The sequence below is a fragment of the Variovorax sp. GW531-E2 genome (assembly GCF_059423125.1).
The window spans coordinates 112,608-125,826 of sequence record NZ_JBWKXQ010000010.1 but is presented as its reverse complement, the minus strand read 5'-3'; the positions used below and the strand labels follow the sequence as shown (position 1 = coordinate 125,826).

Here is a 13,219-nt window from a genome sequence, read left to right as displayed (position 1 = left end):
GCGGGTCTGCGATTCGGGTCAGATGCTTCCCGCGGCCCGCGCATCAGGCAAGGACGGCCTTCGTCAGACTATTACGCATACTGCAGGGCCGCATCCGATGGGCGTCGAGGGGTTCCAACTGCAGCCGAAGCCCCTTTTTTTAGCTTGCCAATGCGCCGTCCACGTCTGAGGCAAACCTCGAGCGCCACCGCGAGATTGAAATGCATCAGTAGATCGTCGGGGTACTGCAACCCTTCTTGGTAAAGCAACGCAGCCGCATCAAACTCACCGGCTTCGCAAAGCATGAAGCCAAGACTCAGGTACGCGTGGGCATACGTGGGTTCGTCCGCCAGACTGCTTCGATAGAGCACCTCCGCGTTCTTGGGGACCGTTCGAAACGCCGAACATTCGAACGGGACTCAGCGGCTTCCGACAAATTCTTGAAGAATCAGTTCGTCGTTCTTGCACGGCGTACACGCAATGTATCGGACGGAGCTTCACCGAACTGCTTTTTGTATTCCCGCGCAAAGCGACCCAGGTGAAAGAAGCCGTGCTCAAACGCAATGTCGGTAACCGTCTGCTCATCCGCGACATTCAGAAGCTGCTCACGAACCTGGCCAAGACGAATCTTCCGCAGATAAGCCATGGGCGTAGTCGCACGATGCTGCTGAAATGCGCATTGCAATGCGCGCACGCTGATCCCGAGCGAAGAGGCAATATCAAAAACAGTCAAGGACAGATCACCAACGTGATCGTGGATCAGCGCCTCGGCGCGGCTGGCCAAGCGGGCGGGGCGCGAGACCGGCTGCTCTCCTCGCATCCATCCCGAATAGTTGTGTGGATGCCCATGGAGCAAGGATGTCAGCACGAACAGCTCCAGCGATCGATACGCCGGTGCCGGCAGCGAACCCGGCAGTGTTTTGACCAGATCCAGGATGCCAGTCCATATGCGCTCGAGCTCTGGAGAGAATGGCACCAGGTCGAACTTCAGCCCATCGTCGAGCGGTCGGCCAACGAGATTGGAGCAGCAGGCTTCAAGGGCGGCCGCGTCGGGCCTCAAAGTGATCTGCTCGAAGCTGGGGCCAAAGTCGAAACGCGTCGGACGCCCAGCCGATACCGGGATCGTCGCCCCTTCATGCCAGGCTGACGTGCGGTTGCCCTGGAATACCGCAGCTTCACCCGCTGTACACCGCATGAAGAGAAATAGCTTGGGGAACTCGCCGGCGTCGACCTCCACGCGAGCTCCGTAAGCAAGTCGAACGATCGGAAGAGGCCCTGCTTCGGTGGCACTCAGCCGGGTATCCAGCATCCTTGCCCGGCGGTCAAGATGCAGCTCATGCGGACAGTACACAGCACCCACAGCATCAATCGCCTCGTCGAGATCTCTCGTTTGATAGTGCATGTTCGCCTCTTTAGCGTACCGACCGGCAACTCTGGACATTGTGCAGCAAGCGGTCCATTTTCTACACGGGCGTTCTGGTGGCCGCACGCCACGCGATCAGGGGACACCCGGGGCTAGCGACCTGCGCAAAGCGGACAAGCCGGCGTAATTCGGATCGCTGCGCATCGAATCTTCAGCAAGACTGGCGCCAGCTGAGCAGTTTGCCAGCCCCTTCACCCATGCAGGAGTACCTGATGAGCTTGTCCCACGAACTCGGCCTTTCCGAGACTTACAGCGCTTTCATCAACAACGAGTTCCAGCCGACGATCACCAGCCAGAGCTTCGAAGCCCGGCATTCGAGCACGGGCGAACAGCTCGCACGCATCGCACGATGCGGCAAGGTCGAAGTCGATGCGGCAGTGCAAGCCGCGGCAAGTGCCTTTCCGGCCTGGCGTGCCACGCCGCCGGAAGAGCGCTCTGCGCTGCTCCTGAAGCTTGCGGCCGCCGTGGAGGCCGACATGCCGCGGCTCGCACGCATCGATTCGATCGACATCGGCCGGCGCTTGTTCGAAACCGAACTGGACCACCGCTTCGCGGTTTCGCAGTACCGCTACTTTGCGGCTGCGGCAATCACGCACGAAGGCTTCGGTCGCCCGATTCCCGGCGGCTACCTGGTCGCCAAGCGTGAGCCGTACGGTGTGTGCGGGCAGATCATCCCGTGGAACGTGCCGGCGATCATGACCGCCTTCAAGATTGCTCCCGCGGTAGCCGCAGGCAACACCATCGTTCTGAAACCAGACGAAAACGCCTCGCTCAGTACGTTGGAGCTGTGCAAGCATGTTGCCAAGATCTTCCCACCCGGCGTCATCAACATCGTGCCCGGCTTTGGTGAGGAAGCTGGCGCCGCCTTGACTGCGCACCCGGGCGTCTCGAAGCTGGCGTTCACCGGCAGCAGCGAGGTCGGCCGAATCATTGCTCGTGCTGGCGCCGAAAGGCTGATTCCCGTTTCACTGGAGTTGGGCGGCAAGAGCCCGAACATCATCTTTCCCGACATCGACGACATCGATGCGGTGGTCGACAACGCGATGTTCGCGACGATGTACTGCAACGGCCAGTCCTGCCTCGCGGGCACCCGGCTGTTCGTGCATGACGCGGTCTACGACTCGGTGATGGAACGACTGGTCGCCGGAATGGAGCGCGTGAGGATCGGCTCAGGTCTTGCACCGGACACGGTGCTGTCGAACCTTGTGTCGGCCGAACAAGGCAAGCGCGTGCTCGGCTACATCGACATCGGGAAGGCCGAAGGCGCACGCCTGGTAACCGGTGGAAAGCGTGTTCCCGTGGACGGGCACGAGGCAGGCTACTTCATCACCCCTGCGGTGTTCGAGGCGCACAACCGAATGCGCATCGCGCAGGAAGAGATCTTCGGGCCAGTGCTCAGCGTTATTCGCTGGAAGGACTACGACCAGATGATCGAGGAAGCCAATGGGGTGCGCTACGGACTGGCCGCCGGCCTGTACACCTCCAACTTGCGCAACGCATGGGAGACCGCCGATCGGCTGCAGGCGGGATCGGTGTGGATCAACCACTATTTCAATCTGGCCAGCGGCTCGCCGTTCGGCGGTTTCAAGGAAAGCGGGATCGGCAGCGAGTACTGCCACGAGACGCTGAACATGTACACCCATCTGAAGGCCGTGACGGTCCAGACGCAAGTGGCCCAGCCCTGGTTTGCCCCGAAATCATGAACCGGCCACGTGTGCACCAGCCTTTTCAACCCCAACTATCCCAAGAGGTCCTCCGATGAAAATCACTGCCGCTGTCATGCACGAGAAGGGTGGCAAGTTCGCCCTCGAAGAGATCGAGCTGGAGGACCCGCGGGACGATGAAGTCCTTATCCGCATGAAAAGCTGCGGCATCTGCCACACCGACACATTGCCAAGAGACCAGGTCGTGCCGACCCCATTTCCTGCGGTATACGGCCATGAAGGCGCAGGCGTCGTTGAAAAAGTCGGTGGCCGGGTGAGCAAGCTCAAGCCAGGGGACCATGTCGTGATGAGCTGCAACTCCTGCGGCCATTGCGATACATGCCAGACCGGCAAGCCCATGTACTGTCGGCACTTCTTCAAGGCGAACTTCGGCTTCGCGCGCATGGATGGAACACCCACCATGCACAAGGACGGCGAGGTCGTGCACGGGGCATTCTTCAGTCAGTCCTCCTTTGCGACATATGCGTTGGGCACCGAGCGCAGCGTGGTCAAGATCCCTTCCGATGTGCCTCTCGAACTCATGGGGCCGTTGGGCTGCGGCGTGCAGACCGGTGCGGGCGCAGTCATCAACTCACTGCGTCCGCAGGCAGGTGATTCGATCGCGATCTATGGCGCGGGCTCTGTCGGTCTTTCGGCATTGTTGGGAGCGAACGTGACCGGGTGCGCCATCCGGATCTGTGTCGATCCCAACGAAGCACGGCTCCAGTTCGCGCTCAAGCTGGGTGCAACACATGTCATCAATCCGCGGGTTGACGATCCGGTCAAGAAGATCCAGGAGATCACAGGTGGCGGCGGGACGCAGTTCTCGCTTGAAACCTCGGGCAACCTCCTGGCATTGCGCCAGGCCGTCGATTCAATCCAGATCATGGGCGAGTGCGGAATGATTGGCGCACCCGCATTCGGGAGCGAGATCGGCCTGGACACCTGGGGACTTCTTCTCGGCCGGAAGATCCGCGGCATTTGCGAGGGTGACTCAGTGCCCGACCTGTTCATCCCAAAGTTGGTGGAGTTGTATCGGCAGGGCCGCTTCCCATTCGACAAGCTGATCAAGTTCTATGAGTTCGATCAGATCAACGAAGCCGTCGAGGATGGCGAGCGCGGCAGAACGGTCAAGGCCGTACTTCGTTTTCCCAGCTGACACGCTTTGTAGAAGAAACCTTAGAAAGGAATAGCATTCATGCCGGTGAATCGAAGAGGGGCAATCAAGATGGCTACGTCTTTGGCGGCGCTGAGTACGGGTTGCGCTGCCACTCAAGCGGTGAGCACGCGAAACGACATCGGTAAGCAAGTCGACTCATTGACGTTCGATCTCGGGATGCCCACGCCTCAAACTGCGAAAGACCTCTACGACGCCCTGGACCACCAGAGCGCTGCCATGAGCTATCTCTGGGCGATCCCGACCGTCGGGGTGGAAAGCGCGCGGCAGATGCTGGTGGACAACGCCGGTGCGCGCAGCGGGGATCTCGTTTTGGTGTCGGGGTACCGCGACGTCAGCATGATGCTCGGTTCGAATGTCACGACTCCCTATGTGTTCGCCTATTTCAATCTTTCGCAGCAACCACTCGTCCTGCACTACCCGCGGGGGGCAACGGCGGGATCGTTGATCGACTGGTGGGATCGCCCTCTGTGCGATGTCGGCATGACAGGGCCGGATGCCGGCAACGGTGCCGTTTTCGTTCTCCTCGGCCCGGGCCAGAAGGCTCCGTCGGACATTCCGAGCGGCGCGCATGTCCTGCGGTCACGAACATACAAGGTCCTCATGTTCTGCCGTGGACTCGATGCAGACCTCAAGAAAGTGGAGGCGGTTTTCTCCGCCACCAAGGTTCACCCCTATGGTCAGAAGCCCGCACCAGCAAGCACCCGCCTGCTGCGGTTCAATCCGCAGGGAGACCTGACGAGCATGGCGCACCCGCTGGGCCTTCCCTATTGGCAGCGGCTGGCAAATGCAATCCAAGGAGAGCCGGTCGAGGAACGCGACCGTTTCTTTGCCGCCATGCTCAAGCAGCTTGGCATCGAGGCCGACCGGTCATTCAATCCAGACGAAAGACAGAAATCGATCCTGGAAGACGCCGCGGTTTTGGGTGAAGCGATTGCGAAGACCCTCGCATTTAAGAAGCGCATTGCGGGCATGCGCTACCGCCCCGACGCTCATTGGGAGTACCTCATCGCCCCCAATTTCAACAACGAGCAAGATGTGCCCGGCGGCACGCTGTTCGAGGAGCGTACCGCGTTCTTCTACGAAGTGACCGGCACGTCGGCGGCCGTACTGACCAAGACGCCTGGGGCCGGCGCAGCCTATCTCGCTGCCTACTACGATGCGACGGGCGCCTCATTCCATGGGGAGCGCAGTTATCGTCTTCGCGTGCCGCGGAACGTACCGGCAAAGCTGTTCTGGTCGATCACGCTGTACGACACGCAGACCCGCGGATTGATTCAAAACGCGCAGCAGCTCGCCGACCGCTCATCGCGCCAGGATCTGCAGAAGAACGCCGATGGCTCCATTGACATTGTCTTGGGCCCGACACCGCCGTCCGGCCTCGAGAAGAACTGGATTCCAACGACACCTGGGAAATCCTGGTTCGCCTATTTCCGTCTCTTTGGCCCTCTGGAGTCCTATTTCGACCGCTCGTGGTCGTTGCCTGACATTCAGTTCCAGTCGACCTGATGCTGCGGACCGGCAGAAGATCGTGCTGATATCGAGGCGTTCGAAGGGCCATCACAATCTCTCTGCCAAGAGTTAGGCGTTTGGATCGCAGACCTGCGCGATCTCAGGTGAAAAAGTAGTCGTTGCTCAGTCGCCCTTGAAGCCTGAGGTCTTGACGATGGCCCCCCAGCGCAGCGCTTCTGCCTTTAGCATCCGATCAGTTTCACTTCGGCCCGCACCCGTCACACGAAATCCCGCCTCGATCAGTTTTTGTCGAACCTCAGGCACCTGAACAGTTCGTACGAGGCCGCGACTTAGCGTGTCCAATACCGCCTCGGGGGTTCCTGCGGGCGCAAGAATGGCGAGCCATGATGAGAAGTTGAGGTTCGGCATACCCGCCTCCGCCGTCGTCGGCACCGTCGGTAGCAACTGCGAGCGCGTGTTGGCGGTCGTCGCAAGTGCGCGCATTTTCCCTCCCTTGATCTGGGCGCTCGCCACCGCTGTAGAGACCCAAGCGCCGTCGACATCCCCGGCGATGATGGCTGTGACCGCATCGCCGGTGCTGCGGAAGTGAATGGGCTCCACTTTCACATCCGCCTGCGTGCCGAACTCCACCGCACCAAAGTGTCCGGGACTGCCAGCACCAAAAGTTGCGAAGTTCAATGGCTTGGACTTGCCCTTGTTGGCGCTCACCATCTCCGCCAGCGTCTTGTATGGAGAGATGACGGGAACGACCAGAACGAAGTCGGCCCATGCCAACTCCGCCACACCGACCAGTTCGCGCGCCGGGATGTACGGAAGCTTCTCGAATGCCGCAGGCGCAATACTGACCGATCCAGCTTCAGCCATCAAAAGGTTGTAGCCATCAGCGGCGCTTTTTGCGACCAGCTGCGTGGCGATTTGTCCGCCCGCTCCCGGCTTGTTCTCGATCACGACTGGCTGATTGAGAAATTCCGACAGTCGTAGCCCCACGACGCGCGCGAGAAGGTCAGGACCAGTGCCCGTCGGAAAACCGACGCTGACACGCATGGGACGCTCCGGGTAGCTTTGCGCAGTTGTCGGAAAGGCGAAGGTTGTCGCGATCAACGCGACGCCGAGGGCGGCAAGGGTTCTACGAGTTTGTCTTGTCATTCTGTCTCCTGTAGTTTTTTTAGGCGAGCAGCGCTTTATGCGTTGCGCGTGAGTTCGAGGTTGACCTTGTCCGGTGAACCTTCGAGGCCACCCAACAGTGCCCGTTGATCACCTGGGATGACCATGCTGAATTTGGAGTCCACAGACGTGTACTCGAAGTACCCCATGCGGGCGATCGGGCGCACCTTCACGATGTCAACCTGTCCGTTGGCATCCAGAACTTCGTCTGCAATGTGAATGGCGACCACCTTGCCGAACACGACGTCCGCACTGCCCATCGGGCCGTTGCCAGGAAAGCGAAGTGTGTTCAGGTACTTGCATTCAAACTGGATGGGCGATCGCTTTACCCGCATCGCTTTCACCAGGCGAGAGGGAGCTTTCTCAAGACCGGCAAGTTCAAACTCGTCCACATCCAGAGGCAACTCCTGCGCGCTGATGTTGACCGCATCGCGCAGATCCCATGTCGCCATGTTCCAAACGAACTCCCCACTTTCCTCGGCATTGCGCACAGTGTCTTTTCGATTTCCCTTGCTGTCCTGGTTGGAGGCGAACATGACGATCGGCGGATTGAACGTCACGTTCTGGAACTGGCTGTAAGGCGCAAGGTTGTGATTGCCCTTGCCGTCGACGGTCGAGATCCATCCGATCGGGCGAGGCACGACGCAGGACTTGAACGGGTCATGCTTGAGGCCGTGGGGAATGTTTCCTGGTTCGTAGTACATGGTTCTTGCTTTTGAGTTGAATCGGAAAGAGATCAGGCCTGACGTGTTGCGGCAACGAGCACAAAGAGCATGGTGGCCGGGACTGCACCGAGATTGCGCCAGGCATGGCGCGTGCCTTGCTGGATCACGACGTCATGCGGTTTGAGACACTTGCGTTCGCCATCGTCCAGTTCGAGATGTATCTCCCCGTTCAGCAGCATGGCGTAGTCGACGGTGTCTGTCGTGTGCATGCCTGGATGATCAACCTCAAAGCGCTCGGCGAGTCCGGGAATCGCTTTCATATACTCCGCGCCCGCAGCGGCAGGATCGAAGTTCGGCGCGGCCATCACGCTGTCCGGTGGGAATGTGACGACCATGAGGCGGGTCCCGCCTTTTTCGGGCACCCATGAGGTTGCGTCGGCTGCAGGGTCGCGCGTGCCTTTCGCGGGCACGACCGTCGGTTCGTCCGTGCTCCAGATGAGCGAGGTCTCAAACCCAGGGACGTGCTCGAACCGGTGAATGCGCGGCGTTGCAGAGTCCGATGCAAACACAGATTTCCCCAATGCCACATGCCCAGTCACGATGCGTCTGATTTCCATTTTTGCCTCCTGCTCGTTGCAACGATCAATGCATGATCACGACGTTGGTGAAACCACCGCCGCGCTTGTCTACCGCTTCGAGCGCTTCGTTCACCCGGTCGAGCGAAAAGCGCTCATGCTCGAAAACGCCGAGGTTCAGCGTGCCCGCATGGGCCATGTCCGCCATATCCTGGCCTTCGGCCGTCGTGAACCAAAGGGAGCCGATGTATGACTTTTGCAGGCACATCAGCGGAAAGGGCTCGAGCGGAATCGGATCTGCAACGCCGCCAATGTTGACGGCCTTGCCGCCGCGGCGAAGCGCATTGAACGAGTCAAGGACCGTCGCAGGCGATGCGTTCGGACCCAGCGCCTCGATCAGCGCATCGACGCCATATCCGCCTGTTGCTTCCATGACGATCTCGGCCGTCGGCCGCTTGCCGAGCTCAATCGGGACAATGCGTGGATCGAGGCTGCCGAGTTTCTCGAGAAGACTTGTATTGCGACCGGTCGCGAAAATCCTGGACGCGCCCATCGCGAGTGCAAGGATGACCGCGCCCAGGCCAAGGGTGCCGGTGCCGCCGTCGACCAGCAATGTTTGACCCGGCGCGAACTGCGCCTTGCGCAGCGCGGAATACGAGGTGCCGAGATAGCCGAAGCGAGCACCTTGCTCGAAGGTGATGCTGTCGTGCAGCTTGACCAGGTTCGCCGCAGGGGCGGTAAGGTACTGACCGAAGCCACCGTAGGGGTAATCCTCGAAGATCTGCTGCGAGCCTGCGCCGAACCCGAAGTACCCCTGGAACGTGTACGACGTGCAGTTGATGGGCTCACCCCGTCGGCAAGCCGTACAGTTCCCGCAGGACAGCCCCGGATTCACGTACACGCGATCGCCCACCTTGACCGAGCGCACCTGGCTGCCCACGGCCGCGACGACGCCAGCCGAGTCGAGTCCATAGATCGCCGGCAGGCGAGGCAACGGCAAGAACGGAAACCACTGCGAATAGTGGGTCACGACATTGCGCAGGTTCGGCACCACGCCGGCGGCCTTCACCTCGACCAGTACATCGGTCGGCCTGACCTCGGGCACCGGCACGCTATCCACCTGAAAAGGCTGGCCCTCGACATGCAGGCGCGCAGCACGCATCGACTTTGTCATCTTTGTCTCCTTGATCCGCAGTAGCCCGGTACTTGGCGCGCCCCGGGGGGAAGGCGCAAATCGGCGGAGGCTGGTTAGCAGCCCCGGCTGAAGCTCGCTTCGGCGCTCAGCGGCCCAGAAACTCGGCCACCATGCGATTGAACTTCTCGGCGTGCTCCCACTGCGCCCAATGCCCGCAACGGCTGAACACGTGCAAGTCGGCCTTCTGAAGCCCTGCAACAAGGCGCATGCCGGTGTCCAGCGGCACGAAGCGATCGTCGCGCCCCCAGATCACCAGCGTCTCGGCCGAGATCTCGCCCAAGCGATGGCCCACGTCGGGGAACTGCTTCGGGTTGGCTTCGGCGCTCTTGACGAAGTTCTCGAGGTGATCGCGGCGCGACAACATGTTGTCCAATCGCAGTCGGAAGAGATCCTCAGTCAGCGCACTGGTGTCGTACACGAACACATTCATCATTCGCTTCAGGTTCTCGATGCTGGGATCGCGGTATAGCGCGCCGATGAGCTTGATGCCTTCGGTGGGCATGGGAACGAACGAGCTGACACCGCCGGTGCCGCCGCCCATGAGCACGAGCTTGCCAACGCGCGATGGGTTCGCGAGAGCGAATGCCACGGCGCTGTGGCCGCCCATTGAGTTGCCGATGAGGTGAGCCTTGTCGATCTTCAGGACGTCCAGCAGGCCTTTCAACGCCGTGGCATTGAGGTCGGAGCGCGACCCCTTCGACACGATGGGGTCGCTCTTGCTCCAACCAGGAGCGTCCATGAGGATGACGCGGTAGCCGGCCGAGACCAGCGGCTCGACGTTGCGGTGGAAATTCGACCAACCACTCGCGCCGGGGCCGGAGCCGTGCAGCATGACGACGGTCTGCTCGCCTTTGCCTGCATCGTTGTAGTGGAGCTGCAGGTCGAGATCTCCCTCTTTAATGCGCACGAGGCGGCTGGTCGAGGCGTCAGTGATGGTCGTGGTTTCGGTGGTCATGTGGTGCTGTCTTTCAAAGAGATCTCAGGAACTGGCAAGGGCCGCAGAAACCGCCTCAGGTGATCCAGGTTGAGTAGGCTTGTTCGCCAGGAGATCGAGCGCCACGTCGACGATCATGTCTTCCTGACCCCCCACCATGCGGCGCTTGCCGAGTTCCACGAGGATGTCGACGGTCTTCAGGCCGTACTTCTTCGCAGCTACCTCGGAGTGGCGCAGGAAACTGGAATAGACGCCGGCGTAGCCGAGCGCGAGCGTCTCGCGGTCGACGCGCACAGGGCGATCCTGCAATGGACGAACAATGTCATCTGCGGCGTCCATGAGCTTGTAGAGGTCAGTGCCGTGGTCCCAGCCAAGACGGGCGGCTGCGGCGATGAAGACTTCGAGCGGCGCGTTGCCGGCGCCAGCGCCCATGCCAGCAAGACTTGCATCGACTCGGTCACACCCTTCCTCCACCGCGACAATCGAGTTGGCTACGCCGAGACTTAGGTTGTGGTGGGCGTGCATGCCCGTCTGGGTCTCCGGCTGCAAGGTGTCCTTGAATGCCCGGAATCGGTCGCGCACGTCGTTCATGCTGAGCGCACCGCCGGAATCGACCACGTAGCAACAGGTCGCGCCGTAGCTCTCCATCAGCTTGGCCTGCTGCGCCAGCGCCTGCGGCGTGGTCATGTGGCTCATCATCAGGAAGCCGACGGCCTCCATGCCGAGATGGCGGGCGTATTCAATGTGCTGGCGGGAGATGTCCGCCTCGGTGCAGTGCGTGGCGACGCGCACGATGCGCGCGCCAGCGTCGTACGCGGCCTTGAGGTCGTGGACGGTGCCGATGCCCGGCAGCAGTAGCGTGGCGATCTTGGCGTGGCGAATGACGCTGGCCACCGCCTCGATCCATTCCACATCGGTGTGCGCGCCGAAGCCGTAGTTGAAACTTCCGCCTTGCAGGCCGTCGCCGTGTGCGACTTCGATGGAATCGACCTTCGCGTCGTCCAGGGCCTTGGCGATCTGCTTGGCCTGTTCGACGCTGTATTGATGGCGGATCGCGTGGCTGCCGTCGCGCAGCGTGACATCCGAGATGTAGATTTTCTTGGTTGGGTTGCTCACGGTAGTTCCTTCAAACGATTGCGGGCGCGAGCATCCGTTCTGCCATTGACTCGGCAGTGCGCAGCGCGGCGCTGGTCATGATGTCGAGGTTGCCGGCGTAGGCCGGCAGGTAGTGGGCTGCACCTTCGACTTCCAGGAAGATCGAGGTCTTCAGGCCGTGCAGCCGCGCGCCCACACCGGGAATGCGAATCGGATGGCCGGGCTCGATCCTGTCGAACTGCACCCGCTGCTTGAGGCGGTAGCCGGGCACGTAGGCCTGCACGTCCTTGGCCATGCGCTCGACGGATTCGGAGATCGCGTCCTCGTCCGCCAGTTCGCTGAGCGTGTAGACGGTGTCACGCATCATCAACGGCGGCTCGGCCGGGTTAAGTACGATGATGGCCTTGCCCTTCGCCGCACCGCCGACAGCCTCGATGGCTTTCGAGGTGGTCTCGGTGAACTCATCGATGTTGGCGCGCGTGCCGGGGCCCGCACTCTTGCTCGAGATGCTCGCAACGATCTCGCCATAGTGAACCTTGGCAACCCGGGACACCGCCGCGACCATCGGAATGGTGGCTTGGCCACCGCAGGTCACCATGTTGACGTTAGCCGCGTCGAGATGTGCGCTTCCACTGACGACCGGAATGCAGTACGGACCGATGGCGGCGGGCGTCAGGTCGATCAGGCGAATCTCGGGCTTGTGCTGGCGCAGGAATGCGTCGTTCTTGACATGCGCCCCCGCGGAAGTGGCGTCGAACACCACGTCGATGTTCGCGAACACCGGCAGCTTCACCAGGCCGGCCACGCCTTCGTGCGTCGTCGCCACACCCATGCGCGTGGCACGCGCCAGGCCATCAGATGCGGGATCGATGCCCACCATCGCGCCCATTTCGATGTGCCTGCCGTGCCGCAGGATCTTGATCATCAGGTCGGTCCCGATGTTGCCGCTGCCGATGATTGCGGCCTTGAGTTTTCGTGTCATGAATACCTCTCGCAGCCCACGGGCTGCCGGTGTGAATGAAGAAGGAGCGTCTCGCCTGTTACTCGTTGCCGAAGCGCGCGCGGACGGTGCCGACGCCTTCGATACGCGCTTCGAACCGATCGCCTGCGACGACGGGCACCATCGGACCGAGGGCGCCCGTGAGGACCAGGTCCCCGGCACGCAGCGGTTGTCCCAGCGCCGCGAGCTTTCGTGCCAGCCAAACCGCTGCATTGAGGGGATGACCAAGACAGGCCTCGCCACTTCCGCTCGACACGGACTCTTCGCCGCGTTGCATGGTCATCTTGGAGAACTTGAGGTCCAAGCCGTCGAGCTTCGTGGGCACACCCCCGAGCACCACGAGGCCGCTGGAGGCGTTGTCCGCGACGGTGTCAGTGAACCGGATGTTCCAGTTCGCGATTCGGCTGCCGACGATCTCGATGGCCGGCAGCACATAGGCGACGGCACTCATCAGCTCGATGAGGGTCGTGTCCGCAGCGGGCAGGTCGCGCTCGAGCACCAACGCAACCTCGGCCTCGACCTTGGGTTGCAGCGTGCGCGACAGCGGCACGATCTCGTCGTCGCCGTAGAGCATGTCGGCGTAGAGCGTGCCGAAGTCGGGCTGGTCGACGCCCAACTGCTTTTGCACGGCCAACGAGGTGAGTCCGATCTTTCGTCCGACCACGCGTCGCCCGTGGGCGACGGCATGCGCGACGTTGGCCTGCTGAATGGCGTAGGCGAGCTCGCCACCAGCGTCGTCGCCGATCTCCTCGCGCAGTGGCGGGATCGGTTCGCGCTGCTGCTCCGCCTGGCGCAGGCGCTCGGCCCATTGTTCGATTCGTTTGTCCATGGGATTC

13 protein-coding genes are annotated in these 13,219 nt (G+C 61.4%); 3 read left to right on the top strand and 10 right to left on the bottom strand.

What is annotated here, in order from left to right; translation table 11 throughout:
• Window positions 1-71 precede the first annotated feature (71 nt).
• On the bottom strand, window positions 72-350 hold the full coding sequence (locus AC07XP_RS09505; RefSeq protein ID WP_495264495.1) for a hypothetical protein: 279 nt from the start codon (window positions 348-350) through the stop codon (window positions 72-74).
• A gap of 77 nt (window positions 351-427) precedes the next feature.
• Complete coding sequence (locus AC07XP_RS09500; RefSeq protein ID WP_495264494.1) at window positions 428-1,381, bottom strand: AraC family transcriptional regulator; 954 nt, start codon at window positions 1,379-1,381, stop codon at window positions 428-430.
• 233 nt (window positions 1,382-1,614) lie between these two features.
• Between AC07XP_RS09500 and AC07XP_RS09495 the strand changes: the two genes are divergently transcribed.
• The 3 genes from AC07XP_RS09495 (at window position 1,615) to AC07XP_RS09485 (ending at window position 5,791) form a co-directional block, all read left to right on the top strand.
• On the top strand, window positions 1,615-3,105 hold the full coding sequence (locus AC07XP_RS09495) for an aldehyde dehydrogenase family protein (RefSeq protein WP_495264493.1): 1,491 nt from the start codon (window positions 1,615-1,617) through the stop codon (window positions 3,103-3,105).
• A gap of 55 nt (window positions 3,106-3,160) precedes the next feature.
• Entirely contained in the window at window positions 3,161-4,264 is a 1,104-nt protein-coding gene (locus AC07XP_RS09490) for an NAD(P)-dependent alcohol dehydrogenase (protein ID WP_495264492.1), read from the top strand.
• Window positions 4,265-4,423: 159 nt separating this feature from the next.
• The gene (locus AC07XP_RS09485) at window positions 4,424-5,791 is read left to right on the top strand and encodes a DUF1214 domain-containing protein (RefSeq protein ID WP_495264491.1); all 1,368 of its coding nucleotides are present in this window, start codon (window positions 4,424-4,426) and stop codon (window positions 5,789-5,791) included.
• A 126-nt stretch (window positions 5,792-5,917) separates the two neighbouring features.
• Here the strand turns inward: AC07XP_RS09485 and AC07XP_RS09480 are convergent, their stop codons facing one another.
• The 8 genes from AC07XP_RS09480 to mhpD form a co-directional block, all read right to left on the bottom strand.
• A complete protein-coding gene (locus AC07XP_RS09480; protein WP_495264490.1) occupies window positions 5,918-6,901 on the bottom strand; it encodes a Bug family tripartite tricarboxylate transporter substrate binding protein in 984 nt (327 codons plus the stop codon).
• A gap of 35 nt (window positions 6,902-6,936) precedes the next feature.
• Window positions 6,937-7,623, bottom strand: a complete 687-nt coding sequence (locus tag AC07XP_RS09475) for a flavin reductase family protein (protein ID WP_495264489.1) — start codon at window positions 7,621-7,623, stop codon at window positions 6,937-6,939.
• Between the two features lie 32 nt (window positions 7,624-7,655).
• Window positions 7,656-8,201 (bottom strand): cupin domain-containing protein, encoded by a 546-nt coding sequence (locus AC07XP_RS09470; protein ID WP_495264488.1) that lies wholly within the window; start codon window positions 8,199-8,201, stop codon window positions 7,656-7,658.
• 25 nt (window positions 8,202-8,226) lie between these two features.
• Window positions 8,227-9,333 (bottom strand): alcohol dehydrogenase catalytic domain-containing protein, encoded by a 1,107-nt coding sequence (locus AC07XP_RS09465; RefSeq protein WP_495264487.1) that lies wholly within the window; start codon window positions 9,331-9,333, stop codon window positions 8,227-8,229.
• 106 nt (window positions 9,334-9,439) lie between these two features.
• Window positions 9,440-10,309 carry an alpha/beta fold hydrolase gene (locus AC07XP_RS09460; protein WP_495264486.1) on the bottom strand — a complete coding sequence of 290 codons (870 nt, stop codon included), beginning with the start codon at window positions 10,307-10,309 and terminating at the stop codon, window positions 9,440-9,442.
• 24 nt (window positions 10,310-10,333) lie between these two features.
• The gene (gene dmpG, locus AC07XP_RS09455; RefSeq protein WP_495264485.1) at window positions 10,334-11,404 is read right to left on the bottom strand and encodes a 4-hydroxy-2-oxovalerate aldolase; all 1,071 of its coding nucleotides are present in this window, start codon (window positions 11,402-11,404) and stop codon (window positions 10,334-10,336) included.
• 10 nt (window positions 11,405-11,414) lie between these two features.
• Window positions 11,415-12,365, bottom strand: a complete 951-nt coding sequence (locus AC07XP_RS09450) for an acetaldehyde dehydrogenase (acetylating) (protein WP_495264484.1) — start codon at window positions 12,363-12,365, stop codon at window positions 11,415-11,417.
• 58 nt (window positions 12,366-12,423) lie between these two features.
• Window positions 12,424-13,212 (bottom strand): 2-keto-4-pentenoate hydratase, encoded by a 789-nt coding sequence (gene mhpD, locus AC07XP_RS09445; RefSeq protein WP_495264483.1) that lies wholly within the window; start codon window positions 13,210-13,212, stop codon window positions 12,424-12,426.
• Between the last annotated feature and the right edge of the window lie 7 nt (window positions 13,213-13,219).

Coding starts and splice junctions, on each gene's coding strand:
- AC07XP_RS09500 (WP_495264494.1), bottom strand. CDS start 1,381: ATGCACTATCAAACGAGAGATCTCGACGAGGCGATTGATGCTGTGGGT.
- AC07XP_RS09495 (WP_495264493.1), top strand. CDS start 1,615: ATGAGCTTGTCCCACGAACTCGGCCTTTCCGAGACTTACAGCGCTTTC.
- AC07XP_RS09490 (WP_495264492.1), top strand. CDS start 3,161: ATGAAAATCACTGCCGCTGTCATGCACGAGAAGGGTGGCAAGTTCGCC.
- AC07XP_RS09480 (WP_495264490.1), bottom strand. CDS start 6,901: ATGACAAGACAAACTCGTAGAACCCTTGCCGCCCTCGGCGTCGCGTTG.
- AC07XP_RS09475 (WP_495264489.1), bottom strand. CDS start 7,623: ATGTACTACGAACCAGGAAACATTCCCCACGGCCTCAAGCATGACCCG.
- AC07XP_RS09470 (WP_495264488.1), bottom strand. CDS start 8,201: ATGGAAATCAGACGCATCGTGACTGGGCATGTGGCATTGGGGAAATCT.
- AC07XP_RS09465 (WP_495264487.1), bottom strand. CDS start 9,333: ATGACAAAGTCGATGCGTGCTGCGCGCCTGCATGTCGAGGGCCAGCCT.
- AC07XP_RS09460 (WP_495264486.1), bottom strand. CDS start 10,309: ATGACCACCGAAACCACGACCATCACTGACGCCTCGACCAGCCGCCTC.
- AC07XP_RS09450 (WP_495264484.1), bottom strand. CDS start 12,365: ATGACACGAAAACTCAAGGCCGCAATCATCGGCAGCGGCAACATCGGG.
- mhpD (WP_495264483.1), bottom strand. CDS start 13,212: ATGGACAAACGAATCGAACAATGGGCCGAGCGCCTGCGCCAGGCGGAG.